At 70.1% G+C, this 25,720-nt stretch carries 25 protein-coding genes and 1 pseudogene; 12 read left to right on the forward strand and 14 right to left on the reverse strand.

Annotated elements, in window-relative coordinates; all coding sequences use genetic code 11:
* Positions 1-47: 47 nt before the first annotated feature.
* The 6 genes and pseudogenes from ACWD3C_RS31650 to ACWD3C_RS31675 all read right to left on the reverse strand — a co-directional run bounded on the left by ACWD3C_RS31650 (position 48) and on the right by ACWD3C_RS31675 (position 7,381).
* Positions 48-2,051, reverse strand: coding sequence for an ATP-binding protein (locus ACWD3C_RS31650; protein ID WP_451149638.1), 2,004 nt, complete (start codon positions 2,049-2,051; stop codon positions 48-50).
* 33 nt (positions 2,052-2,084) lie between these two features.
* Complete coding sequence (locus ACWD3C_RS31655) at positions 2,085-3,041, reverse strand: DUF4255 domain-containing protein (RefSeq protein ID WP_451149604.1); 957 nt, start codon at positions 3,039-3,041, stop codon at positions 2,085-2,087.
* Positions 3,042-3,119: 78 nt separating this feature from the next.
* A complete protein-coding gene (locus tag ACWD3C_RS31660) occupies positions 3,120-3,869 on the reverse strand; it encodes a hypothetical protein (protein WP_451149605.1) in 750 nt (249 codons plus the stop codon).
* Positions 3,862-4,302 (reverse strand): annotated as a pseudogene (locus tag ACWD3C_RS31665) (hypothetical protein); the annotation flags it as partial. The pseudogene ACWD3C_RS31665 and the gene ACWD3C_RS31660, both read right to left, overlap by 8 nt.
* Positions 4,303-4,969: 667 nt before the next feature.
* The gene (locus tag ACWD3C_RS31670; protein WP_004003113.1) at positions 4,970-5,494 is read right to left on the reverse strand and encodes a phage tail protein; all 525 of its coding nucleotides are present in this window, start codon (positions 5,492-5,494) and stop codon (positions 4,970-4,972) included.
* Between the two features lie 21 nt (positions 5,495-5,515).
* Positions 5,516-7,381, reverse strand: a complete 1,866-nt coding sequence (locus tag ACWD3C_RS31675; RefSeq protein WP_451149606.1) for a phage tail sheath subtilisin-like domain-containing protein — start codon at positions 7,379-7,381, stop codon at positions 5,516-5,518.
* A gap of 361 nt (positions 7,382-7,742) precedes the next feature.
* Here ACWD3C_RS31675 and ACWD3C_RS31680 point away from each other — a divergent pair, with 361 nt between their 5' ends.
* Complete coding sequence (locus ACWD3C_RS31680) at positions 7,743-8,183, forward strand: YchJ family metal-binding protein (protein WP_451149607.1); 441 nt, start codon at positions 7,743-7,745, stop codon at positions 8,181-8,183.
* 151 nt (positions 8,184-8,334) lie between these two features.
* Here the strand turns inward: ACWD3C_RS31680 and ACWD3C_RS31685 are convergent, their stop codons facing one another.
* Positions 8,335-9,063 carry a FadR/GntR family transcriptional regulator gene (locus tag ACWD3C_RS31685; RefSeq protein ID WP_451149608.1) on the reverse strand — a complete coding sequence of 243 codons (729 nt, stop codon included), beginning with the start codon at positions 9,061-9,063 and terminating at the stop codon, positions 8,335-8,337.
* A gap of 151 nt (positions 9,064-9,214) precedes the next feature.
* Between ACWD3C_RS31685 and ACWD3C_RS31690 the strand changes: the two genes are divergently transcribed.
* The gene (locus ACWD3C_RS31690; RefSeq protein WP_451149609.1) at positions 9,215-9,733 is read left to right on the forward strand and encodes a gluconokinase; all 519 of its coding nucleotides are present in this window, start codon (positions 9,215-9,217) and stop codon (positions 9,731-9,733) included.
* Positions 9,734-9,812: 79 nt separating this feature from the next.
* On the forward strand, positions 9,813-11,210 hold the full coding sequence (locus ACWD3C_RS31695) for a GntP family permease (RefSeq protein ID WP_451149610.1): 1,398 nt from the start codon (positions 9,813-9,815) through the stop codon (positions 11,208-11,210).
* A gap of 248 nt (positions 11,211-11,458) precedes the next feature.
* Here ACWD3C_RS31695 and ACWD3C_RS31700 read toward each other — a convergent pair whose 3' ends face one another.
* The 3 genes from ACWD3C_RS31700 to ACWD3C_RS31710 form a co-directional block, all read right to left on the reverse strand.
* Positions 11,459-12,097, reverse strand: a complete 639-nt coding sequence (locus ACWD3C_RS31700; RefSeq protein WP_451149611.1) for a cytochrome b/b6 domain-containing protein — start codon at positions 12,095-12,097, stop codon at positions 11,459-11,461.
* Positions 12,081-12,815: a molybdopterin-dependent oxidoreductase gene (locus tag ACWD3C_RS31705; protein ID WP_451149612.1), complete on the reverse strand. Its 735-nt coding sequence runs from the start codon at positions 12,813-12,815 to the stop codon at positions 12,081-12,083. Before ACWD3C_RS31705 ends, ACWD3C_RS31700 begins: the two co-directional genes overlap by 17 nt.
* A gap of 107 nt (positions 12,816-12,922) precedes the next feature.
* Complete coding sequence (locus ACWD3C_RS31710) at positions 12,923-14,578, reverse strand: FAD-binding dehydrogenase (RefSeq protein ID WP_451149613.1); 1,656 nt, start codon at positions 14,576-14,578, stop codon at positions 12,923-12,925.
* A 192-nt stretch (positions 14,579-14,770) separates the two neighbouring features.
* Between ACWD3C_RS31710 and ACWD3C_RS31715 the strand changes: the two genes are divergently transcribed.
* The 7 genes from ACWD3C_RS31715 (at position 14,771) to ACWD3C_RS31745 (ending at position 18,865) form a co-directional block, all read left to right on the forward strand.
* On the forward strand, positions 14,771-15,292 hold the full coding sequence (locus ACWD3C_RS31715) for an NUDIX domain-containing protein (RefSeq protein WP_451149614.1): 522 nt from the start codon (positions 14,771-14,773) through the stop codon (positions 15,290-15,292).
* A 45-nt stretch (positions 15,293-15,337) separates the two neighbouring features.
* Positions 15,338-15,730 carry a YidH family protein gene (locus ACWD3C_RS31720; RefSeq protein ID WP_451149615.1) on the forward strand — a complete coding sequence of 131 codons (393 nt, stop codon included), beginning with the start codon at positions 15,338-15,340 and terminating at the stop codon, positions 15,728-15,730.
* Positions 15,727-16,044, forward strand: a complete 318-nt coding sequence (locus ACWD3C_RS31725; RefSeq protein ID WP_451149616.1) for a DUF202 domain-containing protein — start codon at positions 15,727-15,729, stop codon at positions 16,042-16,044. The genes ACWD3C_RS31720 and ACWD3C_RS31725 overlap by 4 nt, the downstream gene beginning before the upstream one ends.
* 85 nt (positions 16,045-16,129) lie before the next feature.
* On the forward strand, positions 16,130-16,426 hold the full coding sequence (locus tag ACWD3C_RS31730) for a hypothetical protein (protein ID WP_451149617.1): 297 nt from the start codon (positions 16,130-16,132) through the stop codon (positions 16,424-16,426).
* Positions 16,427-16,569: 143 nt separating this feature from the next.
* Entirely contained in the window at positions 16,570-17,748 is a 1,179-nt protein-coding gene (locus ACWD3C_RS31735) for a tyrosine-type recombinase/integrase (protein WP_451149618.1), read from the forward strand.
* Entirely contained in the window at positions 17,745-18,542 is a 798-nt protein-coding gene (locus ACWD3C_RS31740; RefSeq protein ID WP_451149619.1) for a hypothetical protein, read from the forward strand. The genes ACWD3C_RS31735 and ACWD3C_RS31740 overlap by 4 nt, the downstream gene beginning before the upstream one ends.
* Positions 18,530-18,865 (forward strand): hypothetical protein, encoded by a 336-nt coding sequence (locus ACWD3C_RS31745; protein WP_451149620.1) that lies wholly within the window; start codon positions 18,530-18,532, stop codon positions 18,863-18,865. Before ACWD3C_RS31740 ends, ACWD3C_RS31745 begins: the two co-directional genes overlap by 13 nt.
* Here the strand turns inward: ACWD3C_RS31745 and ACWD3C_RS31750 are convergent.
* The 4 genes from ACWD3C_RS31750 to ACWD3C_RS31765 form a co-directional block, all read right to left on the reverse strand.
* Entirely contained in the window at positions 18,811-19,557 is a 747-nt protein-coding gene (locus ACWD3C_RS31750) for a transposase (protein ID WP_451149621.1), read from the reverse strand. The two genes, ACWD3C_RS31745 and ACWD3C_RS31750, sit on opposite strands and share 55 nt — an antisense overlap.
* 767 nt (positions 19,558-20,324) lie before the next feature.
* On the reverse strand, positions 20,325-20,702 hold the full coding sequence (locus tag ACWD3C_RS31755) for a transposase family protein (protein WP_451149639.1): 378 nt from the start codon (positions 20,700-20,702) through the stop codon (positions 20,325-20,327).
* Between the two features lie 112 nt (positions 20,703-20,814).
* Positions 20,815-22,290 carry a sensor histidine kinase gene (locus ACWD3C_RS31760; protein WP_451149622.1) on the reverse strand — a complete coding sequence of 492 codons (1,476 nt, stop codon included), beginning with the start codon at positions 22,288-22,290 and terminating at the stop codon, positions 20,815-20,817.
* Positions 22,274-22,957, reverse strand: a complete 684-nt coding sequence (locus tag ACWD3C_RS31765) for a response regulator transcription factor (RefSeq protein WP_451149623.1) — start codon at positions 22,955-22,957, stop codon at positions 22,274-22,276. Before ACWD3C_RS31765 ends, ACWD3C_RS31760 begins: the two co-directional genes overlap by 17 nt.
* Before the next feature lie 128 nt (positions 22,958-23,085).
* Between ACWD3C_RS31765 and ACWD3C_RS31770 the strand changes: the two genes are divergently transcribed.
* Complete coding sequence (locus ACWD3C_RS31770) at positions 23,086-24,615, forward strand: glycosyltransferase family 39 protein (RefSeq protein ID WP_451149624.1); 1,530 nt, start codon at positions 23,086-23,088, stop codon at positions 24,613-24,615.
* 401 nt (positions 24,616-25,016) lie between these two features.
* The gene (locus ACWD3C_RS31775) at positions 25,017-25,523 is read left to right on the forward strand and encodes an RICIN domain-containing protein (RefSeq protein WP_451149625.1); all 507 of its coding nucleotides are present in this window, start codon (positions 25,017-25,019) and stop codon (positions 25,521-25,523) included.
* Positions 25,524-25,720 lie beyond the last annotated feature (197 nt).

Consider the following 25,720-nt stretch of genomic DNA (forward strand, 5'->3'; position numbering starts at 1 on the left):
CCGGTCCATCCCGCCCGTCCGGTCCATCCGGTCCGTCCGGTCCCTGTTCACACCCATCCGCGCACCTCCGCGGGTGTCAGGGAGCGCTCCAGCTTCACGTACTCCGTGCGGGCCGCCGCGAGCATGTGCCGCATCTGCAGGCGGTCGCCCTCCTCGGCGGCGAGGAAGGCCCCGGACAGGGCGATGTTGCGGATCGAGCCGCCCGCGACGGTGAGTTGGGCCAGCAGGTCGGTGTCGATGTCCTTCAGCGGGGCCTGCGGCGGCAGTACGCGGCGCCAGATCTCGGCGCGTTCCGGCTCGGCCGGGAAGGGGAAGTCGACGACGAAGCGGATGCGCCGCAGGAAGGCCGTGTCGAGGGCCTTCTTCATGTTGGTGGTGAGGATGGCGAGGCCCCGGTAAGCCTCCATCCGCATCAGCAGGTAGCTGACTTCGAGGTTGGCGTAACGGTCGTGGCTGTCCTTGACCTCGCTGCGCTTGCCGAACAACGCGTCGGCCTCGTCGAAGAGCAGCAGCGCGCCGCCGCGTTCGGCGGCGTCGAAGACCCTGCGGAGGTTCTTCTCGGTCTCGCCGATGTACTTGCTGACCACCTGCGAGAGGTCGACGACGAACAGGTCGAGGCCGAGTTCCTTCGCCATCACCTCGGCGGCCAGGGTCTTCCCGGTGCCGGAGCCGCCCGCGAACAGCGCGGTGACGCCGAGGCCACGGCGCAGGGTGGCGGCGAATCCCCACTCCTGGTGGACGGTCGACCGCTGCCGTACATGCGCGACGATCTCGCGCAGCACGCTCGTCTGCCGTTCGTGCAGGACGAGGTCGTCCCAGCCGGCGCGCGGCTCGATACGGCGGCCCAGTTCGTCCATGCCGATCCGGGCCTCGTCGAGCCCGGCCCGCCAGGCGAGTTGGGCGGCGTCGAGTTCGTCCTCGTGCGGCAGTTCACGGCGTACGGTGGCGGCGGCGGACCGTACGACGTGCGGTGGCAGCTGGAACTGCGCGACGAGCGAACGGAGTTCGCGCTCTGCGAGATCCGCTACGTCCTCGAACGCCTCGGCCCACAGAGCGAGTTGCTCCTCGTCGTCCAGCTTCGGCACGGTGACGCGTGCGCCGTGCGGACGGTCCGAGCGCAGCGGGTCCTCGCTCGATACGACGACGGGTACGGCGGCCCCGCCCAGGAACGTCTCGGTCGCCGCCCGCTGGTCGCGGTCCAGCTCGCCCGCCTCGACGAGCAGGGCGGCGGGCAGCAGGATGGCCTCGCGCTGCCACAGCCGGGCGAGCCGGTCGCGTGCGGCGGGGTCGGTCGGGATGTCCTCGGCGCCCATCGTGTAGAGCCCGAGCCCGGAACGGGCGGCCGCCGCGGCGCCGATGTCGGCCCGGCTGCGCAGGTCGCCGCCGGTCACCTCGACGAGCAGCGGCGCGTCGGGGGCCGCCCCCGTCGTCCAGCCCGCGGCCACGCGGTTCGCCGCCAGGTCGTACGACGGTGGCAGCGCGTCCGGCACGGGGGTGCGGCGCAACTGGCCGTGCAGCCGGGCGTCCAGGTAGGGCGAGCCGAGCAGGAAGTGCAGGATGCGCTCGTCGAGCCGCAGCCGGGAGGTCGTCAGCCGTGACTCGTCGTCCAGTTCGACGATCCGCCAGCGGCGCAGAGGGGCCACCGGGGTGAGCGCGCTCCAGTGCGGTTCCGCCAGCGCGGCCAGGGCGAGTGAGAAGGCGGGGTACGCCCGTTCCGGGTCACCGCAGGCCGCGGCGCACCGGGCGGCGGTCGTGGGGTCCAGCTCCTGGGCGGCGGTGAGGAGGACGAGGTCGCGTTCGAAGGGGGTGAGGCCGAAGCAGGTGACGAGGGCGTCGAGGGGGGCTGTGCCGGGGCCGGTGACCGCCGGTTCGGCGGAGGGCGCCGGGGTCTCGGGAGTGCCCGGCGTGGACCGTACCTCCTGGCCGACGCGTGCCGCGTGGGCGTCGAGGCGGGTCAGGACACGCCGGATCTCCGCGGTCAGCGTCGGGCTGCCGCCGCGCGCGTCCGCCGAGGGCGACTCACCTGATGCGCCCGGCTCGTACGTGCCCATGTCCTCACCTGCCCCCGTCGATCCCATGTCGCCTCAGTTCCCTCGGCTCTCTGTTCCTTCGCCGTCGCCCGGACGGGCGGTCGGTCCACCGTCCGTACCCGCCGCCTCTGTCGCCTCTGTCGCATTGGCCGCCTTGGCCGCCTTCGTGGCCTTGCGAGCGCGCGCAGGGGCTTTGGCGGCGGTCTTCGTGGTCGCTTTCGCGGGGGTCTTGGCCGCTGCCTTCGCGGGGGTCTTTGCCGGGACCTTCGCGGGGGTCTTCGCAGGAGCCATGGACTCGGCCTTCTTGACCGCTCCGGAGTCAGCAACGGGCGTTGGGAGATCCCTCGTTGACGACTCGTCAGCCCCTGTGTCTCCAGCCCCGGGCGGGACCGGAGCCCCCGGCGCGCCGAACGGCAACACCCGCACGTCGGGCCGTTCAACGGGCTTCGCCGCCACCGGCGTTTCGCGGCCCTCGATGAAGACGAGGGCGGCCTGGTAGACGACCGAGAGCGAGTACGGCGTCTGGTGGAGCATCCCCCACAGCTTCGATGTCTCGTCGATGTCCATCACGGTCGGCGTGAACCGCACGCGCTGTGCCGTCTCCGCGAGATCGCTGCCCGCCAGGTACGGTCGTTCACCGGCCTGTTCGATGACGTCCATCGGCAGGACCGGGATCTCGTGCAGCGTGCGCACCACGGAGCCGATCAGCCGTTGTCCGACCAGCTCCGACTCCTCGCCGTACGCGCTGATCAGGTAGTGCAGGTCGAGTGCCGCGGCGGGCCGTTTGACGAGCGTGCCGTCGGCGGCGCGGGTCGGCAGGTCGTTGTTGCGCTGCGAGGTGTTGGGCGTGACCTGGTACAGGAACACGGTGATGAGGGGGTCGGCCGGCGGGTCGGCCGGCGGTTTGCGCGGTTCGACCTTGACGGCGAAGTCGGTCTCGGGCCGCAGATTGCCCTCGATGAGCATGGCGAGGGCCTGGGAGACATGGGCCAGGGCGAGTGCGTTGCTCATGACGTCAGTTCCTCGGTTTCCACGCTCTTGCCGTTGCCGTTGCCGTTGCTGTCGCTTCCGATGTCTCTGTGCGGCGGCTCACTCGCGCCCCCTGGCCAGGTACTCCGCGAGGCTCACCGTCGCTCCCGGCCGCCCCGCCGCCGTCGGCGTCCGCCGCCGCGCCTGCCCCGCGGGTGCCGACGACGTCACCTCCAGCCTCCCGATCTGCACCTGCACCACCTGCTCGGGCGCCCGGGTCGGCCGCCGGGCCGCGGCCTGACGTACGGCGTCGCGGGCCGCCGTCGTGTCCGCGGCGCTGGGGCGCAAGGCAGCGGACACGACGGCGGTGGGAGCGGTGTCCGTGCCCGGGGGGTTGGGCACGGACACCGCGCCCTGGGCGGCGGCCCCGTTCGGACGGCCCCGGCCGCCCGCCCGCCGTGGCGCGTCTGGGGCCGGCCGCGGCGCGACCTGCGCGGCGGGACGCAGCAGCGGTGCCTCGGGCGCGGGGGCCGTCCGGACGGCGTGCGGGACCGGGTCGGCGGGCGCCCGTTCGGTGCGTACGACGGTCCGCCCCCGTTCCGTGCTCGGCCGAGCCCCGTCGGCCGGGGCCGGACGCGGTGTGTCGTGCTGGGGTACGGCCGACGGTGCGGAGGTGGGCCACAGCGGTTGTGGGCCGTCCGGTTCCGGTGCTCCGGTCCGTACCGCCTCGATCCGTTCGAACGGTCCGGGCAGCCGCGGCCGTACCCGTGTCACACCCGGTCGCGGGGTGTCGGCCGGGGTGGCGTGCCGGGCGATCAGCCGGTCGAGGAAGTCGGGCCCGGACGAGGCCGAGGTCGGGGAGTCAGACATCCGCACACAGCTCCAGGTAGTAGCGGCGCCGCAGCGGGCTGAGCGCCAGGATCTCCGGCTCGCTCCAGCCGTACGCGGTGGCGAGCAGGTGGACGTCGAGCAGGACGTCGCGTGCCCAGGCGTCCAGTTCGGTCCACAGGTAGGAGGCGATGTCGAGTTCGGCGCGGGTGGCCCGGCCGCACTCGGGGCACGCGATGTTGAGCGTCACATCGGCGCCCGGGTCGGCCGCCTCGACCGCCTCCGCGATCCGGCGCTGCACGGCCTCGGGCAGGGCCCCGGCGGGCCGAGGTACCCCGTCGTGCACCGCCGAGACAAGGCACCGCGCGAGCAGGGCCCCACGCGGGTCGGCGGCCCGAGCCGCAGCCGTCAGGTCGGCACCCCCGGGCACCCGGAACTCGACCTCCCAGCCACCGTCCACGACCCGCACCACGGCCCCACGCCGCCCGCTGGCCGAGTCCCGGTGCACAACCCGCGACGCCTCATGCCCGCCCACGGCGTCACGGCACCCGCTGACCGAGTCCCGGTGCACAACCGGCGACGCGCCACGCCCGCCCACGGCGTCACCGCGCGCAACACCCGCCAACTCACCGGACTCACCCGTCGATTCGCCGGACGCGTCAGACAAGCCACGCCCACCCGACGAACCACCCTGCACGCCCGCCGAATCGCCGGCCCAGCCCGGCGAACCACCCTGCGCACCCACCGAATCGCGGCCCCAGCCCGACGCGCCGTCACATCCGGCACTCACCGGTCCACCGAACCCACCCTCCGAGTCCCCCCGCGCCCCGCCCGGGCTCCGCGCGAACTCCCCCGCGTCCAGGTCGAACTCCATGTCCTCCCCGCACGCCCCGCACGCCAGGCGTACCTGCATCCGCTCGCCGAAGAGTGCCCGGCGCAGCGTGAACAGGTCGGCCTCGCGCTCGCCCACCGGCAGTGCCGGCAGGGTCGCGGGGTCGGTGTCCGGGCGGGCGGTGCGGTGGAGCAGGAGGGCGCGCCCGGCGGGTGCCTCGGTGAGGCCGGCCTCCCAGGTGGCCAGCAGCTGGGCCGCCCCGGTGATCACCATGTGTCCTGATCCCCCGATTCCGGTAATCGCCGTCAGCTCACGCGGGGTTGAGGAACGAGGGCTCCTCCGGCTCGGGCACCTCGTAGTCCCGCTCCCAGCCCTCGCATTCGAGCTTCAGCGACTGGATGGCCACGGCGTTGGCGTTGGCGTCCAGTTCGCCGAGGACCTGGTATTCGCTGGGCCAGGTCCGGTAGAGCTTGTGCGAGACGGCGACCTGGCCGGCCTCGTTGAGGACCTGGATGACGATGTCCTTGCGGAAGTCGGCGAGGGAGACCTCGGAGCCGAGGCCCGCCCCGACCTGCCAGACCTTGTTGGCCCAGCGGTCGAACTCGGGGTCGTGGGTGACGCCGCGCTCCAGGGTGATGCCCTCGAACTCCGAGCGTCCGGGCGACTTGCGCGGGGAGGACGGGTCGCCGCCGTGGCGGTGCTTGACGACCTCCGTGGTCCGCTTCAGCGGACTGATCTTGCTGATGCCCGCGACCGTACGACCGTCCCACAGAACCAGGAACTTGAAGTTCTTGTAGGGGTCGAAACGATGGGCGTTGACCGTGAACTCAGCCATCGGAAATGTCCTCGGGATTCCCTAGAGCGCGAACTGCCCAGACGTCTGCTGGATTTTGACGATCACGAACTCCGCCGGACGGACCGGCGCGATACCCACCAGCACGTTCACGACGCCATTGGCCACGTCCTCGTCCGTCGTGGTCTCGTGGTCGCACTTGACGAAGTAGGCCTCACGCGGCGTGCTGCCCTTGAAGGCCCCCTGGCGGAAGAGCGTGTGCAGGTACGAGGAGGCGTTGAGCCTGATCTGCTGCCACAGGCTCTCGTCGTTGGGCTCGAACACGACCCACTGCAGGCCGCGTTGGAGGCTCTCCTCCACGTGCAGCGCGAGCCGCCGCACGGGCACGTACTTCCACTCGCTGTCCAGCGCGTCGGAGCCCTCAAGCGTGCGCGCGCCCCATACGAGCGGGCCCGTCAGCGGGAAGGTACGCAGGCAGTTGACGCCGAGCGGGTTGAGCAGCCCGGTCTCGCGGTCGGTCAGGTCGACCGTGAGCGAGTGCACGCCCGCGAGCTGTGCCTCGGTACCCGCCGGTGCCTTCCACACCCCGCGTTCGGAGTCGGTGCGCGCGATGACGCCGGCGACCGCGCCGGACGGCGGGAAGGCGCGCAGCCGCCCGGTGAGCGGGTCGGTGAGTTGGAGGTGCGGGAAGTACAGGCCCGCGTGGTTGCCGCGTACGGCGTCGAAGGCGGCGAGCCCGGCGCGTGCCGTGTCCACGCTGACCCAGGTGCTCGGCGCGTCGACCAGCAGGAAGATCCGCCGCTCGGCGCACAGCCGCTGGGCCGCCGAGACGACGGTGACCATGTCCTCGGTCTTCTCGTACGACGCCGGCTCGGGCAGGGACAGCAGGTTGACGTCGGCCACACCCCGCAGGGCCTGGATGCCGGTCTTGTCGGTCTCGCTGCCGATGAGGTCGCGCGGGCCGGGGGCTGCCCCGTCCTCGCCGCCTTCCAGCGGGAACACCGGCGGGTTGACCGAGGCCTCCAGGCCCAGGTCGTTGGCGCATTCGCCGAGGAAGCGCACGACGTCCTCGGGGTCGGTGGAGCCCGCGACGACCTGCAACCGCCGTCCGAACGCGGTGACCTCGGCGCCCGCGAAGGCGTGCTGGCCCGGCGCGTCGGGCAGCGCCCGCAGCTTGCGCTCCAGCAACAGCGCCAACTCGGCCACCGAGGACGGGGCTTCGCCGTCGGTGTCGGGGTCCTGGAGCGTGAACTCGCGCTCCACGTCACCGATCTTGACGGTGAGGTCGACGGCCAGGTCGGGCAGCTCGTACCCGAACGGCTTGGAGACGGTGCCGGACGGGTCGGGGCGGCCCTCGCCGACGGCTTCGACGCGGATCAGCCGGGAGCCGGAGTTGATCACGGTCGGCGCGTACCGGCCGTGCGAGGGCTCCATGGACAGGCCGGTGAAGGACTCGCGGGCGTCGCCCTTGGCGTCGTACACCCGCAGGTTGAAGGTCTCGTCGGGGCGGGGCGTGTCGTAGTCGACGGCGACGCGCAGGCCGTTGCCCCACACGCCGGGTTCCTTGGCGTGGACCTCCAGGACGCGGCTCTCGCTGTGCCCCTCGGTGGACTCCAGGACGACGCATGCGGCCTTGCCGCTGCCTGCTTTCGCGACCCGGACGATCACGGCGACGGAGCCGCCGTTGCCGAAGAACTGGTGCACCGCGTAGGCGACCGCGCTCTGTGAGCTCAGGCCCCCGAAGCGGCGCTCGAACTCGGCGAACCCGGTGACGCGCACCGGCTCGTTGAGCGGGCCGCGCCGGGTGTGACCCACGAAGGCGGTCACCGACGTGGTCACGGCGGAGATGGTGCGGGTGCTGCTGGGAAGCTCTTCGACATAGACGCCGGGATACGTCGGCCTGGCGGCGCTCACTGCATTCGTCGGCATTCCCCCTCCTATCCCTTCTCGGGCACCGGTGGAAGGCACCAAGAGGCCGGCGGAGGGAGATGCCTCGTCCGGTGCACGCGGAAGCTCCCGATGCGCGAGAACGCGTCCGGCCCGTGGGCACCGCATCAGCTTTCCCCCGTCAGCGCCCGGGCGGACGGCCGTCCGGGTCAAGCAACGCGCTTGTGACTCCTGATGCTCAAGTGCTCGACCCACCTTGGTGACTGGGAAGTTGCTCCAGCAAGGCATGTTCGCGCCAGCCGAGAGGGAGGTTCCATGAAGGGGGCGGAACATGACTCGCACACGATGTGCGCGTGTCGGAGCGGATGATTCACAGCTCTCGCACAGGCGGTGTTGCCTCACAATGGGAGGCATGTCCCGACGCCCTGCCAAACCCCGACGCCAGCGCCCTGTCACCCCCTCGGTTCCCGCGCACAACCCCTCCTGCCCTTGCGGTCTTGCGAAGACGTACGAGACATGCTGTGGCCGATTTCATGGGGGTGACGGGACCGCACCGACCGCCGAGACACTGATGCGCTCGCGCTACAGCGCTTTCGTGAAACGGGACGAGGCATACCTGTTGCGCACGTGGCATCCGCGAACGCGGCCCGCGCGGGTCGACTTCGATCCCGGGATGAAGTGGACCGGGCTGGAGATCCTGGATACGGGGGACGGCACGGCGTTCCACTCCACGGGGACCGTGACCTTCCGGGCCTCGTTCCGGGGCGGCACACTGCACGAGCGGAGCCGGTTCGAGCGGGTGGAGGGGGCGTGGGTGTACGTCGACGGGGAGTTTCTGCCGTAGTCGGCCGTAGCCGTAGTCGGCCGTGGCCGGTCGTAGGCGTGGCCAGTCGTAGGCGTGGCCAGTCGTAGGCGTGGCCAGTCGTAGGCGTGGCCAGTCGTAGGCCGTAGTCAGCCGAATCCGTATTCCGCCGTAGCCGCAGCCGTAGCCCCGGTCAGCCGACCGTAGGCGTGGACTGACCGTTGGGCGCCAGGATGTCCAGCTCCTGGAGCGCGCCGACCGTGATCTCGCGGGTGAGCCGCTCGGCGCGGCCCGCGTCGCGCTCGCGCACCGCCTCCGCGACCTGGACGTGCAGGGTGACGGCGGCCGGGTCGGGGTCCTCGAACATGACCTCGTGGTGGGTGCGGCCCGCGAGGACCTCGGCGACGACGTCACCGAGCCGCGCGAACATCTCGTTGCCCGACGCGTTGAGGATCACCCGGTGGAAGGCGATGTCGTGGACGAGATACCCCTCCAGCCGATGGCCACGTGAGTTCTCCACCATGCCGATGGCGCACTCGGTGAGTTCGGCGCACTGCTCGGCCGTGGCGTTGCGGGCCGCGAGCCCCGCCGCGACCGGTTCGACCGCCGAGCGGAGCACGGTGAGCGAGCGCAGCTGGCGCGGACGGTCGGCACCGGCGAGGCGCCAGCGGATGACCTCGGGGTCGTAGACGTTCCACTCGGCGGACGGGCGGACCGTCACGCCGACCCGGCGGCGGGACTCCACCAGGTGCATGGACTCCAGCACACGGACGGCCTCACGCATCACGGAGCGCGACACCTCGAAGCGCTGCGCCAGTTCGTCCGTGCGCAGCACGCTGCCCGGCGGGTACTCACCCGCGGTGATCGCCGGCCCGAGGCTCTCCAGTACTCGGCCGTGCAGCCCCCGGCCCGGTGTGCTCATGGAACTCAGCCTACGAGGGGACCCGCGAGGAGAAAAAGTCAGACTTATAAGTGTCAGGCTCTTGAATTTGTCGTACCTAATAGGTTTCAGTGTCGTCGTCGGCGCCCCGGGTCATGGGGCGCCGCATGTCGACGAGGACAGAGAGGCATTGATGAGCACCCCCCTTGTCGTCGTGGTGATGGGCGTGGCGGGCACCGGGAAGACCACGGTCGGCCCCCTGCTCGCGGCCAGGCTCGGCGTTCCCTACGCCGAGGGCGACGACTTCCACCCCGAGGCCAACATCGCCAAGATGTCGGCCGGAGAACCGCTGGACGACGCGGACCGGTGGCCGTGGCTGGACGCCATCGGCACCTGGGCGCACGACCGGGCCGGACTCGGCGGGGTGGTCAGCTGCTCGGCGCTGAAGCGGAGTTACCGGGACCGGCTGCGGGCCGCCGCGCCCGGTCTGGTCTTCGTGCACCTCACCGGTGACCGCGAACTCATCGAGGACCGGATAGCGCACCGGCAGGGGCACTTCATGCCGACGGCGCTCCTGGACTCGCAGTTCGCCACGCTCCAGCCGCTGGAGAGCGACGAGCCGGGCGTCCCCGTCGACATCTCGGGCACCCCCGAGGAGATCGCCGAGCGGGCCGTGGCCGCGCTCGGGGAGATCAACCGCCCCTCCGTGTAAGCGACTCGGGAGCCGATCACGGCTCCGCGCGCCCCACGCCCTCCCCTCCCCCAATCCCCGTACACGCAAGGGAATCACCGTGACCAGACTCAGCGTCGAGATGCTGGCGGCGGACCCCGTCGAGCCGATCACCTCGGCGGGACACGCTCAACTGGGCATCGCAGTGCTGGCGGGCATCGCCGTCATCGTCCTGCTCATCACCAAGTACAAGCTCCACGCCTTTCTGGCGCTGACCATCGGCTCACTGGCGCTCGGCGCGTTCACCGGGGCGCCGCTCGACGAGGTCATCGCCAGTTTCAGCGGCGGGCTCGGGTCCACGGTCGCCGGCGTGGGCGTGCTGATCGCGCTGGGCGCGGTCCTCGGCAAGATGCTCGCCGACTCCGGCGGCGGCGACGAGATCGTCGACACGATCCTGGCGAAGGCGGGCGGCCGTTCGATGCCGTGGGCGATGGTGCTGATCGCCTCGGTGATCGGTCTGCCGCTGTTCTTCGAGGTCGGCGTCGTCCTGCTGATCCCGGTCGTGCTGATGGTCGCCAAGCGCGGCAACTACTCCCTGATGCGCATCGGCATCCCGGCGCTCGCGGGCCTGTCCGTGATGCACGGTCTGGTCCCGCCGCACCCCGGCCCGCTGGTCGCGATCGACGCGGTGGAGGCCGACCTCGGGGTGACGCTGGCGCTCGGTGTCCTCGTCGCCATACCGACGGTGATCATCGCCGGTCCGCTGTACTCCCGGTACGCGGCCCGCTGGGTGGACGTGCCGGCCCCGGAACGCATGATCCCCCAGCGCAACTCCGATGAACTGGAGAAGCGGCCGGGCTTCGGCGCCACGCTGATCACCATCCTTCTGCCGGTCATCCTGATGCTGTCCAAGGCGCTGGTCGACATCGTCATCGACGACCCCGAGGACACCGTGCAGCGGGTCTTCGACGTCATCGGCTCCCCGCTGATCGCCCTGCTCGCCGCCGTACTCGTCGGCATCTTCACGCTGCTGCGGCCCGCCGGCTTCGGCAAGGAGCGGGTCTCGGGGCTCGTCGAGAAGGGGCTCGCGCCCATCGCGGGCATCCTGCTGATCGTCGGCGCGGGCGGCGGCTTCAAGCAGACGCTGATCGACGTCGGCGTGGGCCGGATGATCCTGGACATCTCCGAGGACTGGGCGATACCGGCGCTGCTGCTGGCCTGGCTGATCGCGGTGGCGATCCGGCTTGCGACCGGTTCGGCGACCGTGGCGACGGTCTCGGCGGCCGGTCTGGTCGCCCCGCTCGCGGCCGACATGTCGACCACGCACGCCGCTCTCCTCGTCCTCGCCATCGGCGCCGGCTCGCTCTTCTTCAGCCATGTCAACGACGCCGGATTCTGGCTGGTGAAGGAGTACTTCGGCCTGACCGTCGGCCAGACCATCAAGACCTGGTCCGTCATGGAGACGATCATCTCGGTCGTCGCGGGCGGTGTGGTCCTGCTCCTCTCGCTGATCATCTAGGGACCGGCCAGAGGACAGCCAGGGGACAGCCAGAAGTACGACGGCGCCGTCGTGGCCGAGCGCCGCTGTGACGGGAAGAGTGGGACGGCTCGTGATCGCGAGTCCTTCGGAAGGCGACTCCATGCGCCTTCCCGCTGCGACGGCCGCTTCCTGTGCCGCAGTCGCCCCACGAGCTTCTCTTCTTGATTCCGCCACAGCGACGTTCGGCCACGACGCCGTCCGTGGACCGGCGTCGGCCCCTCACGGCGCTACGGCCGCCACAAGGAGTGCTCCTTGTCGGCCCACTCCCTGCTCACGGACCCCGTCCGCAGCCCTCGCCTGGCCTCCGGATCGCCCAGGGCCATGCCGATGTGCCCGGCGAGGATGATACCAATCGTCAGGGCCAGCCAGTCATGGACGAATGTCGCGCTGGTGCGCCACACCAGAGGGGTGAGGTGGGTGAACCACATCATCAGCCCCGTGCCGAGCATGACCAGGGTGGCACCGGCCATCCAGGCGGCGTAGAGCTTCTGGCCGGCGTTGAACTTGGCCGCGGGGCGGGGGCCGGGAACGCGGCGCAGGGCCTTGCGGAGCCAGACGCGGTCGTGCTCGCCCCAGCGGTTGAAGTGCCCCAGGTCGGACCGGAAGGCGCGGGAGACGAGGCCCGCGAGGACCGGGACCGGCAGGAGCAGGCCCGTCCACTTGTGGAGCGTGACCACCAGGGCCCGGCGGCCGACGAGTTCGGCGAGGGACGGGATGTACAGGCAGGCCGCCGTCACCAGGCAGACCCCCATCAGGGCTGCGGTCGTGCGGTGGATCCAGCGCTCCGCGCGCGTGAAGCGCCGGACGCGGGCCGAGACCGGGGATGCCTCCGGCGAATCCGGCGGGGCGTCAACTCGTGGGTTCATCGTCCCGTCCGTTCGACTTACCGACCCAGGCGTCGATGTCGTAGCCCCGGTTCTCCCAGTAGCCGGGCTCGACCTTTTCCGTCAGCTCGATGCCGGAGAGCCACTTGGCCGACTTGTAGAAGTACATGGGGGCCACATAGAGGCGGACCGGGCCGCCGTGACTGTGGCTCAGATCCTCGTCCTGCATGCGCAGGGCGACCATGACGTCCGCGCGGCGGGCCTGTTCCAGGGTGAGGCTCTCGGTGTACGTCCCGTCGAAGCACGTGAACCGTACAGCTCCGGCCGCCGGGCGCACCCCCGCCGCGTCCAGCAGCCGGGACAGCCGTACCCCTTCGAACGGCGTGCCCGGCACCCGCCAGCCCGTCACGCACTGGACGTCGCGCACGAGCCGGGTCTGGGGCAGGGCGCGCAGTTCGTCCAGGGTGTACGAGGTGGGGCGGTCGACCAGGCCGCCGATGGTGAGGCGGTAGTTCGTGGCGTTCTTGTGGGGGACGGACGTGGCCACCGAGTAGTAGCGGAAGCCGCCGCCGTTGGGGAGCAGTCCGGTCAGGCCGGTGGGGTCCTTGTCGGCCGCCGCGCCGAGGAAGGACTCCAGGCCACGCTGAAGGGTGGGCGCGGCGACCACGCCGAGCGCGCCGAGGCCGAGCGTGCCGAGGAGGACCCGGCGGCCCACCGGGGCTCCGCGCTCCGCCCGCTCTCCGGGGTGTTCAGGATTCACGTATTGATTCGAACACCCGCGACCCCGGTCGGGCCAGGGGCGGCGGGTGTACGTCAGGATTCCGTAACCAGTCGGCCCGCGTGCTCGGTACCGGTCGGCCCGCGTGCTCAGTCCACCGCCCTGGCCGCCGCCCGGCCCGCCGTACGGCCGGAGAACAGGCAGCCGCCGAGGAACGTGCCCTCCAGGGACCGGTAGCCGTGGACGCCGCCGCCGCCGAAGCCGGCCGCCTCGCCCGCCGCGTACACGCCCTCCAACGGGTCGCCGCCCTCGGTGAGCACGCGTGAGGAGAGGTCCGTCTCCAGGCCGCCGAGGGTCTTGCGGGTGAGGATGTTCAGGCGTACGGCGATGAGGGGGCCGGCCTTGGGGTCGAGGATGCGGTGCGGGGTGGCGGTGCGGATCAGCTTGTCGCCGAGGTAGTTGCGGGCGCCCCGGATGGCCATGACCTGGAGGTCCTTGGTGAAGGGGTTGGCGATCTCGCGGTCGCGGGCGACGATCTCGCGGCGCAGCTCGGCCTCGTCGATGAGGGGTTCCTTGGTGAGGGCGTTCATGCCGCGCACGAGGGAGCCGAGGTCCTTCTCGACGACGAAGTCGACGCCGTTGTCCATGAACGCCTTGACCGGGCCGGGGACGTCGGCGCGCGCCCGCCCGATGACGTCCTTGATGGACTTGCCGGTCAGGTCGGGGTTCTGCTCGGAGCCCGAGAGCGCGAACTCCTTGCCGATGATCTTCTGGTCGAGCACGAACCACGTGTACTCGTACCCGGTCTGCATGATGTGTTCGAGCGTGCCGAGGGTGTCGAAGCCGGGGAAGAGCGGCACGGGCAGCCGCTTGCCACGGGCGTCCAGCCAGAGGGAGGACGGGCCCGGCAGGACGCGGATGCCGTGGTTGTCCCAGATGGGGTTCCAGTTCTGGATGCCCTCGGTGTAGTGCCACATACGGTCGCGGTTGATCAGGTGGGCGCCCGCCTCCTCGGCGATGGCGAGCATCTTGCCGTCGACGTGGGCGGGAACGCCGGAGACCATGCGCTCCGGCGGATTGCCCAGCCGCTCCGGCCAGTTGGCGCGGACGAGGTCGTGGTTGCCTCCGATGCCGCCCGACGTGACGATCACCGCCTGGGCCTTGAGCTCGAAGGCGCCGGTGACATTGCGGTTGCTGGGTTGGCCGCGCTCGATGTCCGACGGTTCGAGGATCTCGCCGGTGACGGTGTCGACGGCGCCCGCGCTGCGGGACAGGCCGGTGACCCGGTGCCGGAACTTCAGCTGGACGAGTCCGCGGGCGACCCCGGCCCGGACTCTTCGCTCGAAGGGCTCGACGAGGCCGGGGCCGGTCCCCCACGTGATGTGGAAGCGGGGTACGGAGTTGCCGTGCCCGTTGGCGTCGTAGCCGCCGCGCTCGGCCCAGCCGACGACCGGGAAGAACCGCACGCCCTGCTGGTGCAGCCACGCGCGCTTCTCGCCGGCCGCGAAGTCCACGTACGCCTCGGCCCACTTGCGCGGCCAGTGGTCCTCCCGGCGGTCGAAGGCGGCCGTGCCCATCCAGTCCTGGAGGGCGAGCGCGTGGCTGTCCTTGATCCGCATACGGCGCTGTTCGGGCGAGTTCACGAAGAAGAGCCCGCCGAAGGACCAGAAGGCCTGCCCGCCGATCGACTGCTCCGGCTCCTGGTCGAGAAGGATCACCTTCCGGCCCGCGTCGACGAGTTCCGCGGTCGCCGCGAGGCCCGCGAGGCCTGCCCCGATCACGATCACATCTGCGTCGTACGCCATGGGGCTGTCCTCTCGACACGCATGGTTATGCGTTATTACCGGCCGGTCAGGTTCGAGATCAGATCCTTGGGCAGAAGAGTGACCTAGTCAACTGCTCGTGGCACGTCAGTTGTGTCTCAGCGACCCTCAATGGGCCCGGGTCGGGGACTGCTTGGACGGGCTGCCTGGACCGGGGGCTGCTTGGATGGGGGCATGAGCTCCGCAGACGAGATCCTCGACATCGTGGACGAGAACGACCGGGTCATCGGGCAGGCCCCGCGCGGGGAGGCGTATGCGCGGGGGCTGCGGCACCGGTGCGTGTTCATCCAGGCCCGGGACGCACAGGGGCGGGTCTTCGTCCACCGCCGGACGCCGACGAAACTGGTCTTCCCGTCGCTGTACGACATGTTCGTCGGCGGGGTCGTGGGCGCGGGAGAGTCCTACGACGAGGCGGCGCTGCGGGAGGCCGAGGAGGAACTCGGCGTCTCCGGGCTCCCTCGGCCCGTCCCCCTCTTCACATTCCTGTACGACGACGGCGCGGGCCGGAGCTGGTGGTCCGCCGTGTACGAGGTCCGCTGCGAGCTTCCGGTGAACCCGCAGGTGGAGGAGGTTGCCTGGCACGAGTTCCTGCCGGAGGGGGAGGTCGAGCGGCGGCTCGGCGAGTGGGAGTGGGTGCCGGACGGGCTGGCGGCGTACGAGCGGCTGAAGGCGTACCGGGGGCGCGGCGTGGTCTGAGTCCGGGTGGGCGGGAGTTCGACGACAGGCTCTAAGGTCCTACACGTGATCGAATTCGTGCGAAACATCCAGCTGTGGTTCGCACCGCAGGCGATCCGGGAGGAAGGAAGGACTCCGGACTACCGGTTCTCGCTGGCGAACGAGCGAACCTTCCTGGCCTGGCTGCGCACAGCGCTGGCCCTGATCGGCGGCGGTTTCGCGGTGGACCAGTTCCTGCCGGACCTGCGGTGGGGGTGGCGGGTAGGGCTGGCGCTGGCGCTGCTCGCGGCCGGAGTCCTGTGTTCGCTGCGGGCCGTCAACCACTGGGTACGGTGCGAGCGGGCGATGCGGAGGGGCGAGGACCTGCCCGTGTCCCGCTTTCCGGCGGTGCTCAGCCTGGTCGTGGCGATCGTCGCCGTGGCCATGGTCGTCGTCGTGCTGTGGGGGTGGGAAGGGTGACCACGCGGGCGCATGAGCGGGACCCCGGGCTTCAGCCCGAGCGGACGCGGCTCGCGTGGCGGCGTACGACGCTGACCAGCACCGTCGCCGCCGTACTCGCCGGAAGGGCCGCACTGCGCCACGGACTGTCGGCGACCGGAGTCGTGGTCTGCGCCGTGACCGCCGCACTCTTGCTCGGCTTCCTGGTCCTCGCCCACCTGCGGATGCGGGCTCTGGACGCGCCCCGCCCCACGGCCCTCTCACCCCGGCAGGCCACGGCGGCCGCCCTCTGCACGATCGCCCTCGCGTTGTGCGGTGCGGTGTTGGTGCTCTAGGAGGACATAAAGGTGCATGAAGGGCAAAGAACCCCTTCAATGACTAGCCTGGAAAGCGTCACCCGTACCTCCGAAGGTGAGCACTATGACCACCCAGCACCTCGAACACCCCCTCCACGACCACACCCACGGCCCGGCCTGCGGACACACCGCGGTGCCGCACGGTGACCACACCGACTACGCGCACGACGGTCACCTGCACCGCGAGCACTCCGGGCACTGGGACGAGTGCGAGCCCAGTGGCCACGCCCCGCACGACGGGCACGGCCACGAGCACGGCGAGGGGTGCGGGCATCCGGCCGTCACGCACGGGGACCACCTCGACTATGTGCACGACGGACACCGGCACGCGGCGCACAACGGGCACTGGGACGACCATTAGGCCGAGCAGCAGGCCGAGAATTTACCGACCGCAGGTAGTCCTGCCCGTGATGTCCGTCTGGGACTGTGACCAGCACGTCCCAGGCTTGTTTACCGACCGTGTCCGGGACGTCTGTCATGTTCTGGAGTCGGTACGGAGGACGAGTGGCACGGCGCGTGGTGGTCGGGGACCTGAGGGTCCAACAGATCGAGCGGAAGGAGGGGCGGCGGTCGTGGACGATCGTGTGGCCCGAGGGGACGGTCCATGCGGAGGCGGACCGGTTCCTGCGTCTGCATGATGGTTCGGGAACGCAGAGGACGTACGCGTATCTGTTGGTGGACCATCTGCGGTGGCTGGAGCGAGAGTGCTTGGCCTTCGCCGCAGTCCAACTGCGGGATCTGGAACGGTACATGGGCATCCTCGGTGCCGAGGTCCGCATGCCGCTCGGCGAGCCGTGGCGGGTCGGCAAGCGCCCCTACGGCCGCTCCGCGCTGTCGACCGCGGCGGCTTGCCTGAAGGGCTTCTACCTGCATCAGTCCTCCCTCGGCATCAACGGCGAACTCGGCAAGAAGCTCGATAAGTCGCGGCTGCCGTCGCGGGTGGACCGGCGCCGTTCGTTCCTCGGGCATGTGAAGTCGTCGCTGCCCACCAACCCGCTGGCGCCGAAGGGGCCGCACCGCCGGCATCCGAAGATGCTCCCGGACGGCGCCCGGGAGCGGCTGCTGGAGACGGTGAACGCCGCCCGGGACCGGCTGGTGGTCACCCGGCTCGCCGACGGCGGGCTTCGCATCGGCGAGCTCTGCGGCCTGCACCTGGTCGACCTGCATCTGCGCGAGAACGCGGCCTGCGGCGAGTGCCGCGCCCCTCACCTGCACGTCTGCCACCGGCCCGGTAATCCGAACCGGGCCGAGGACAAGAGCAAGCCCCCCTGGCGGGTCGAGCACGGCATCGTGACCGGCGGGCTGATCAAACGGGTTAGCCCCGCGATGGTGCACACCTACTTCGAGTACATCACCACCGAGTACCCGCGCGGCACCGGGCACGGCATGCTCCTGGTCCAGTTGCACGGCGCCGATACCGGACAGCCGTGGGCGCCGGTCGGGGCCCGGCGGATGCTCGGCCGGGCCGGGAAGCGCGCTGGTCTGGGGCTGGTGAAGCCCCACGCCTTCCGGCACTCGTTCACGTCCGCGGTTCTCGACGCCGCCGACGGCAACGTGTTGATCGCCCGGGACGCCGTCGGCTGGGCCTCGGCCGCGATGGTGGATGAGGTCTACGGACATGTCGACGTCCACGACCCGGTCTTCGACGCCGCCCTGCGCACGGTCTGGGGTGTGACGAAGTGACGGCGCCATCGCTGCTGCCGCAGCAGGATATCCGCACGCAGCGGGACCGGCTGGATGTGCTCACCGCGCTGATCAACGGGCCCGAGTTCGATGCGGTGCTGCGCGGCGGGGTGCTGAAGATCCCGCCGACGCACCCGGTCTATCCGTGGAGCTGCACGGTCGTCGACTGCGCGCGGCCCCGCTGGCGGCGCTACGCGATGTGTTCGGTGCACGCCGGGCAGTGGCAGGAGGCGGAGGCGCGCGGGATGAGCCGGACTCAGTTCCTGCGGACCGCGGAGCCGCTGCCGGCCACGGAGATGCCGGAGGCGATGATGTGCCGGATCTGCCCGCAGCGGCCGGCGTTCAGCCTGCAGTTGGTGCTGTGCTTCCGGCACCGCAACCGCTGGCTGGGCCACCTGAAGCGACACCCAGGCGGGGACGAGGCGGAGTTCGGGCGGTGGCTGGCCGACCAGCCGTCGCTGCCGGGCTACGGTGAGTGCCGCGCGGACGTGTGCGACGAACTGGCCGCCTCGCCGCTGGGGTTGTGCGGTGCGCACGAGCGCGGCTACATCCGGGCCGGGCGGCCGGGCGGGGCGAAGCTGCCGAAGAACTTCTTCGCGACCTACGAGCGCCGTGATCGCCCTGTCCCGGTGACCTGTGAGGACGAAGTCGCCTTCCGCGCCTGGTGCCGCGCACAGCTGCCGGTGCACCGCACGGGAACGGTCAACCTGCGCGGGCTGCGGCCTTTGTGCGGGCGGAGGTGCAGTGGGGCATGTATGTCCATGGCCTGCAGCCTGTCGCCGTGTGGCATCTGACGTGGGTGCAGTCACTCGCGGACGAGTGCCAGCGCCGCGACGTGGCGTCCCTGGCCGGCCTGGATGCGTCCGTCTTCAGCCGCGCCTACCACCAGCGCATGGTCCAGGAGATGCAACAGGCCCTGCGGAAGATCTACTTCACTCCCTCCGAGACCCGGGATGCCGGCTACATCGAGACCGAGCACTTCGGGGTGCGCTTCCCCCACCGCTCCAGCTACGTCGACCTGACCTGCATCACCCAGCGGTGGCTGCGCGACCTCTTGTGGGATCACATCGCCGACGTGATCTGCCGCAGCGCCTCGGCCTGCGGGCCAGGCCGGTAGCCCGATCCCTGCCGGTGGAGGTGTTCCAGCAGTCGGCATGCGTCGTCGCCGGCGGCGAGGATCCTGGTCTTGGGGCGGGTGGGGTTCTTGCCCAGGCGGACCGGACGGCCGTAGCGGCGCCCCCGGTCCTCGTCGACCAGACCGGTCAGCAGGTGATCAGCGGTGCAGGCCACTTCCTCCAGGACGGCGCGGACGGCCTCGGTGACCAGCTCCAGCCGGGTCAGGTCGCGCACCGCGGCCAGGACGTGGGTGGAGTCGGTGCGCTGCGTGGTGCGCTCGCACACGAGGCCAGCTTCCTTCAGGCGGGCGGGCGCCAGATCGAGAAGTCGGTCGGCGCGGTCGTCCTGGGCGAGGCGCTCGCGGAAGTCGGCCAGCACGCTGTGGTGGAAGCCGGGATCGTCCAGATCCATGGACAGGGCGCACTTGAAATCGATGCGGCAGCGCACCGCCTCGGCCGCCTGCCGGTCCGACAGACCGAGCAGGAACTGCAGCACACACACGGTGGCCAGTTGGGCCGGCGAGATGCCGGGGCGTCCGTCGCGCGGGTACCAGCCCGCGAAGTCCTTGTCGCACCACAGCCCGTCGAGGCGGTCTCTCACCCACATCACCGTCGTACCGCCCGGGTTGCTCGCCCGCGCGATCTGCGCGGTCAGAGACGGGACTTGCTCACCGGAACGGGGACGGAGCGACAACGGACACCTCGACAACTGCATCGGCCTGCGAAACAGCCCCGAGCATGCCCGCTGATCATGCTGGCGCACCGGGAAACTCCAAGATCCCCGACAGAGTCAAGGTTAGAAGCTGTCTCAGATCCAGTGATCTGTGACGTTCTGTGACTGACGGGCCGGTCGGTTGAGCTGGTCCGGGTAGGTGTGAGCCGCGTGGACGTCTCCACGGCCAGCACCGCCTGCACCGTGTACGAGGCGATCCGCGGGGGTGCGGCGGCAGGGGAGAATGGGGTCATGACGATGTGCAAGAAGTGCGGTGCGCGAAAACGCCGTTGGCCCCGTTCCTGCTCTGAGTGTGGTTCGGGGGCGGGGCGGGCGACCGCGGCCGAAGGCGCCGCCGACGTGGCCGTGCCAGCAGGACTGTTCGAGTGGGTCTGGCGGGGAGCGACGGCAGTTTTCCGGCTGGTGCTGCGTCTGTTCAACTGATTCGTTTCTGCCGACGAGGTGCGCAGGCCGGAGGTCAGGCAGGCTCAGCAAGCCCTGGTTTCTCAGGGAGTTGAGAGAGACCGCTCTGCATATCGAGGATGCCATAACGGCATATGGCGGATCTCAAGGTGCCCGGACTCAGCTGAGACAGGACAGGTGTCCTGTGCCATCGGAGGCTGAGAGCGCGCCAACGAACCTTGAGTGAGTTGTGTTCATCTTGAACGTGCAGGTCACGGGGGTGGCATGGGTGGGTGAGGTCATGCTCGTGCTGGTCGGCGGCGGCTGTCTGCGGTGAAGATCGTCGGTCAGCGGGCGATCTCGTGCCAGTTGAGGACCATCAGCGCGCGGACGAGCCGGGTGGCCCACTTCACGTCGAGGCGGATCCGGGTCAGTACGCGCCAGTTCTTCAGGTGTGCGAAGGCGTGTTCGCAGACGGCTGGTTCTGCGGCGATCAGCTGGTTGACCTGCTTCTTGGCGGGCGGGAGCTTCTTGCCCTTGGGCTTCTTGTAGCCGGTGATGACCGCCGGGTCGCTGCTGTCGTCGCCACCACCGTCGAGGCCGACGAAGCCGAGGTCGGCGATCGCGGCGAGGCCGGCCGCGCGGAGTCGGCCGACCAGGTCGTCGTGGCGGCAGGCGGTGATCTCCGAGCCGCGCGCGGGTCGGGCGGTGGAGGTCCACAGCAGCCGGGCTCAGCCAGGTGGCGGGTGAAGTGGATGATCGTTTCTGCGGCAGTGGCGGTGGGCGTGGTCATCTGGTGGTCTTCCGGTTTCCGAAGGGCTGCCGCGGTGAAGCGCGTCATTTCTCGGCTGGGGTGGGGGCTCGGGGAAGGCGTAGCTGGAAGCATGCTCCGAGGGTCCGGGGGGTGAGGGTGAGGGTGCCTTGGTGGCGGTGGGCCAGGTCGCGGGCGATGGCGAGGCCCAGGCCGGTGCCGCCGTGGTCGCGGGAGCGGGCGTCGTCGAGCCGGACGAAGCGTTCGAAGATGCGCTCGGCGTCCTCGGTGGGCACGCCCGGTCCGTCGTCGTGCACCGTGAGGACGACCCAGGCGTCCTGGTTTCGGATGGTGATCTGGATGCGGTGTGCGGCGTGGCGGGCGGCGTTGTCGATGAGGTTGCGCAGCAGCCGTTCGTATTCGTCGGGGTTTCCGTGTGCGTGTGCGGGGGCGGTGCTGTCGCAGGTGAGGGTCAACGGTCGTTCGGTGAGGGGGTATTGCTCGGTCAGCCGAGAGGCGAGGGCTGTCAGGTCGACGGTTTCGGGGCCGGCTATGGGGGTGCGGGTGTCGAGGCGGGCGAGGAGCAGCAGGTCTTCGGCGAGGGCGTGGAGGCGGCGGGTCTGTCGTGCGGCGGTGGTGGCTGCGGCGGGCCAGTCGGTGCGTTCCGGGTAGGCGAGCGCGACTTCCAGGCTGGCCAGCAGTGTGGTGAGGGGGCTGCGTAGTTCGTGGGCGGCGTCCGCGACGAAGCGGCGTTGCTGGGCGGCGGCGTTGTCGAGGCGTTGGAGGGTGGTGTTGATGGTGGTGGCCAGGGCGGTGATCTCGTGTCCCGTGGCGGGGACGGTGACGCGTTCGCGGGGGTCGCTCGCGGTGACCGAGGCGGTGAGGACGCGGATGGCTTCGACCGGCCGCAGCGCGATGCGGACGGCGAAGTAGGCGACGACGGCGATCAGTACGAGGCTGACGAGCCCGGCCCGCAGCAGCAGGCGGTCGGTGGCCTTGGTGATTGCCCCGGCTGTGTGCGGGAGCACCACCACATAGACCCGCAGCTTGGCGTCGGCGGCGACGCCCAGAGCGGCGACTTTGTCGCTGCTGAGTTCATCGGCGCTGATATCGGTGGACATGACCATGTAGGTCTCGCCGGCCATATCGAATCTGTCCCTGGGGTTGTCGCGGCGCACCGGTATGCGGATGGGACGGATCGTCAAGCCCCCGGGCTCCGTGGCCTCCGATGGGGTGGGCAGCACATGGCGGGTGCCGGGATCGAAGTCGTCCATGCCTCCGCCGTAGGCGACAGCGGTGCGTCGGCCGGTCGCGACGACCTCGTACGGCACGGCGCTTCTGCGAACGGGAACCACACCCTCGTTCAGCTGATCAGCGAGAGCCCAGAGCTGCTCCTCGGCTTGCTTTTCGGCGATCCGCGTGCCCTCGCGGTAGACGTCGCGGTGTACCCACCAGCCGATACCGACCAGGATGACGGCGGCGGCCGAGGCGGCGGCCAGGGCCGTGCGGGCTCGCACCGAACGCGGCCACCAGCGGCGTCGCGGCTCAGCAGTCGCGTTCACGGTCGTCCACCAGCCGGTAGCCGGTACCCCGTACGGTCTGCAGGGACTGCCGGTGGAACGCGGCGTCCACCTTCTTGCGGAGGGCGCTGACGCGCGCCTCCACCAGGTTGGGATCCTGGGCTTCGTCGGGCCACGCGTGATAGAGCAGATCCGTTTTGGAGACCGCCTGGCCCGCCCGGCGGGCCAGCAGCTCCAGCACGGCGAACTCCCGGGGTGTGAGTTCCACCCGGGTCCCGGCCCGGCGGCAGACCCGGCTGGCGACATCCAACGAGAGGTCGCCCACGGCAAGGACGGGCGGGGCGACCGTGGCGGCTCGTCTGACCAGGGCCCGCAGCCGTGCGACGAGCACCATGTAGGAGAAGGGTTTGGCCAGGTAGTCGTCGGCCCCCGTGTCCAGGGCCTCTGCCTGATCCCAGTCCCCGTCCTTGGCGGTGAGTACCAGGATGGGGGTCGCGTTGCCCTCCCGGCGCAGTTGGGCGCAGACCTTGTAGCCGTTGAGTCCGGGCAGCATCAAGTCCAGTACGACAAGGGCGTATTCGCCGGTCCGGGCCATCCACAGCCCCTGCCGGCCGTCATGGGCGAGGTCGACGCTGTAGCCCTCGGCGGTCAGACCGGTGTGCAGGGTGTGGGCAAGGTCCACCTCGTCTTCGACCACCAGGATGCGCATGTGGTGCAGCCTCGCACAGCGCCGGCCCACCTTCCTGATCGGCCGGTCAGGTTGGGTCAGCATCCGGTCAATGAGGTCCGGGCACGCTGGCGGAACGTCTTCGCCACTGCTGAAAGGCCCTGTCGCCGATGTCCGTTGCTGAACGTGGCCCCGCCGTGGCCAGGACGGTTTCCCCTCCCGTACCCGCCCGTCGACAATCACCGAGCCCGGCCAAAGCCGTTGTCGTCATCGCGCCCTTGTCGCTGACCATCGCTCTGGGGCTCTGGGGTATCCGCAGGCAGAACACTATGTGGGGGGACGAGTCCGTCACCTATCAGCTCGCGCACCGCGATCTTTCACAGATATGGCACACCGCCCAGCATATTGATCTGGTCCATGCCCTCTACTACGCCGTGATGCATGAGATCTTCGGTCTCTTCGGCGGAGGGCTGCTGACGTTGCGGCTGCCGTCTGTGCTGGCAATGTCCGTGGCGGCGAGCGGAGTCGGGCTTCTGGCGCTACGCCTGGCGGGACCCCGTGCCGGGCTGCTGGCCGGGCTGGTGTTTCCGCTCCTTCCCCAGGTCCAGAAGTACGCGCAGGAAGGCCGCTCGTATGCCATGGTCTGTGCCCTGGTCACCTGGGCCACCTATGCGCTCGTGGTCAGCGTCCCGCATCGCGCCCGGTGGCGGTGGGCGGTCTATGGCTCCACCATGCTGCTGGCCTGTCTGCTCCATGAGTTCGCGGTCCTCGCCCTGGTTGCACACGGCGTCACACTGGTCGTCTCCCGCGTTCCGCGACCGGTGCTGAGGGCGTGGAGTGTGACTGCCGCGGGGGTTGTGGCCGGGCTGTTGCCGCTGGCGATCTGTAGTGCGGGGCAGTCGGAGCAGGTGTCCTGGATCGGCGGACCGGTGCGGCTTCGTTATTTCCTGGTTGTGGCGGTCGTGGGCGTGGCGTGTGCCCGAGCGCCCCTGGGGGTGAGGGGGCCCGTGCGGCTTTCCGTGCTGGCTGTGCCGATTCTTGTGCTTCCGGGCCTTCTGCTGCTGATCGCCTCACTGGTCAAGCCCCTTTTCGTCGACCGGTATGTGCTCTACAGCAATATCGGAATCGCCTTGCTGCTGGGCGCCTGGATGGATTACTTCCACCGGCTGCGGCAGTCTTCCCGCAACGCGTGGATCGCGGCGGTTGCCGTACTGGCCGCGCTCGCCCCGCCGAGCCTTTCGCTGAGGGCGCCCCAGAGCCGGAGCAATGACGTCACCGCCATCGGCGCCACCGTACGCAAGGAAGGCCGTCCCGGCGACGGGCTGCTCTATCTCTCCGGCCGGCACCGGATCTTGACTGCGGCCAACCCCGAGGACACCCGTTTTCTGACGGATCTCGCCCTGGCACAGGATCCCGTTTCGTCGAACACACTTGCGGGCGTCGAGCTTCCCGCCCGGGATATTGCGGCACGCATGCTGGAATTCGACCGGATCGTCGCGGTCCGCGCGGCGGGTGCGCACTCGCCGACCAACCCGCAGGAGGAAGCGAAAACAAGCAACCTGCGGCGCCACTTCCGCGAGTACGGAACAACCCATGTCAACGGGGCGCGAGTCACCGTCTATGTCCGAGACCACGACCCGTCTCCGAAGGCCGGTCCTGGATCCAACAGCCCGGGAGCGAGCGGTGGGGTGATGAGGTGACCGCGACTGGTGCCGGCCCGGCCGGCACCACCGCCGTCACGCTGTCTCGACCCGGAAGCCACGGACCTTGACTTGCCGGTCGCTGCTGCCGCGGGAGGCTTCGGCTGTTCTCCGCCGCTGCCCGACTCATCGCGACCGCACGCCAACGGCGCCTGCGATTCGCCCGCCACTGGCCATGGACGGAGGAGATCACCGACACGATCACTCAGTGAACGCGAGTTCGCGTCATCGAAGTCTGATTGCACTGGCCAGGAGCCCAGACATGGCAGCGCCGGTGCTCCGGGACCGGAGCCATCGACGAGCCATGGCAGATTGCGGGGTGGCGCTGACACAACCCGCTCCGCTGCCGTCTCGTCACTCCGCTCTGGTCGAGTCACGTCAATCTCAATCGGGAGACTCTCATGAATAAACCGCATACCAGACGCACGACCGTCGTCACTGCCCTGAGCGCCATCCTGCTCGCGGTCTCGCAGGCACCGGCGTCTGCCGCACCATCGGGCTGGCATTACCTGGACAACAACCAGACCGGCCAATCGCTGCATATCCGTAACGGAGAAGAGGCGTGGACCAAGGGTTTCTCGGTCCCCGGTCATAAATTCGCGTTCAACCTGAAGGAGGGCGGCTACTACGAGATCGTCCGGGACAGTGCGGTCTGGACCTGCCTCGACAGCAACGGCGTCGGCAAGGTCTACGGCCTCACCTGCAACAACGGCAACTACCAACGCTGGCGGGTCGAAGATCTCGGTTCACGATGGATCGAGCGGATGCAGCGCAACACCCACGTGTACCGCATCGTCAACAAGGCCACCGGACGGTGTCTCGACGCCAACTACGACGGGAAGGCATACACCCTCCCCTGCAACGGCGGAAATTACCAGGTCTGGTATCACCTTGCCCCGTGGCGTTGAGCTCGCCGCTGAAGGACCGGTGATACCCGTGGGCATGTGACAAGTCCCCTCCCGGCCGCCTCCTCCCGGGGGGGTGAGGCGGCCCGGCCGGCCCGAATCCGACCACCCCTGCCCAAGAAGCCACAGCCAGGTTGGCGCACATTCGCTCCGCTTCGCGGCGATGCATCCTGGCTCGTAGGCGGGTCCACCTCGCCGGG

This window comes from Streptomyces sp. NPDC002845, assembly GCF_053591955.1.